The sequence below is a fragment of the Alcanivorax sp. HI0044 genome (assembly GCF_001634945.1).
This window is the reverse complement of the sequence record NZ_LWEZ01001649.1, coordinates 1-1,287: the sequence shown is the minus strand read 5'-3', so window position 1 is coordinate 1,287 and position 1,287 is coordinate 1. Positions and strand designations below refer to the sequence as shown.

At 56.5% G+C, this 1,287-nt stretch carries 2 protein-coding genes; one reads left to right on the top strand and one right to left on the bottom strand.

The genetic code is table 11. The annotated features are described in order from the left end of the window. Positions 1 to 231, bottom strand: a 231-nt coding sequence (locus A3730_RS24845; RefSeq protein WP_156501346.1) for a hypothetical protein, incomplete at its 3' end; no start/stop codon positions are given. A 283-nt stretch (positions 232 to 514) separates the two neighbouring features. Here A3730_RS24845 and A3730_RS24840 point away from each other — a divergent pair. Further along, the coding region (locus tag A3730_RS24840) for an arylamine N-acetyltransferase (protein ID WP_197477625.1) at positions 515 to 1,287 on the top strand (773 nt) is incomplete at its 3' end.

Sequence of the window (1,287 nt, the reverse complement as noted above, 5' to 3'; positions counted from 1 at the left end):
CTGGCGCCGTTTTTTACGCAACACGGCTGCCCAGGCAATCATCACCAGATAGCCGATCACATTGAACAACAACACCCCGGTAAACTGCCTGGCCCCAGCGGGGGAAATATATTGCGCACCGAAGTCAGTGAAGAACGCGGTAACCAGATGCCAGGCCAGATAGAAAAGCATGTAGACAGACAGCAACACCGACAGCAACAGGCATTTTTCGCTGTCACTCCAGTCGAGCAATCGGTAAATCGCCGGTGATCTCGAAGCGGCTTTTCGCATAAGCAACCGTGACTCATTTCACACTCTTTCCGGAATTATGTCATTCAGGGAGCCGCCGCGGAGCCAGCGTAAACTACGTTGGGGCAGCCATTGCTACCAATGGTCGGAAAGCGGCGATAATGTGAGCACCGATATCGCACACGAAACGTTATCGCGGGAGTGCTGGGTATGCATTTCCCCCTTTACCTCAACCTCGGTTGAGGCCGTACCCTCCCCCTTCCTGTTGACGAACCCGGAGTCTGCCATGCCCCTTGATCTGGATGCCTATTGCCAACGTGTCGGTTATACCGGTGAGCGAACGCCTACTCTGGCCACGCTGCGCGCCTTGCAACAATGCCACCTGCTGCATATTGCCTTTGAAAACCTGAACCCTTTGCTTGGCAAGCCAGTACCACTGGATCTGGCCAGCCTGGAACGCAAGCTGGTGCAGCAGAGACGGGGTGGCTACTGCTTTGAGAACAACCTGTTATTCATGGCGGTGCTTACAGAGCTGGGCTTCACCGTGCGCGGGATTACCGCCCGGGTCTACTGGAACCAGCCGGAGGACGCGCAGCCACCACGCTCACATATGTTGTTGCTGGTAACCATCGAGGATGAGGACTACCTGAGCGACGTGGGGTTTGGCGGGATGACACCGACAGCGCCATTAAGGCTGCACAGCCGGGCAGCCCAACGCACTCCGCTGGAGCATTTTCGTGTTCTTCCGGAGAACAATCATTACCGCATTGAGGTGCAGCTGGGCAGCCGCTGGCGGCTGCTGTACCGGTTCGACCTGATGACGCAATGGCCCATCGATTTCGACATGGCCAACTGGTACGTGTCCTGCCACCCGGCGTCCAAATTCGTCAATAACCTGATTGCCGTGCGCACCGACATGGATCGCCGTCACACACTCTTGAACGGCCTCTATACGATACGCTACCCGGACGGGCGCAGTGACAAGCAAAACATTACCGACCCGCAGGCGATGACTCGCCTGCTAGCCGATACCTTTCAGATTAATCTGCAAGGGCTGGA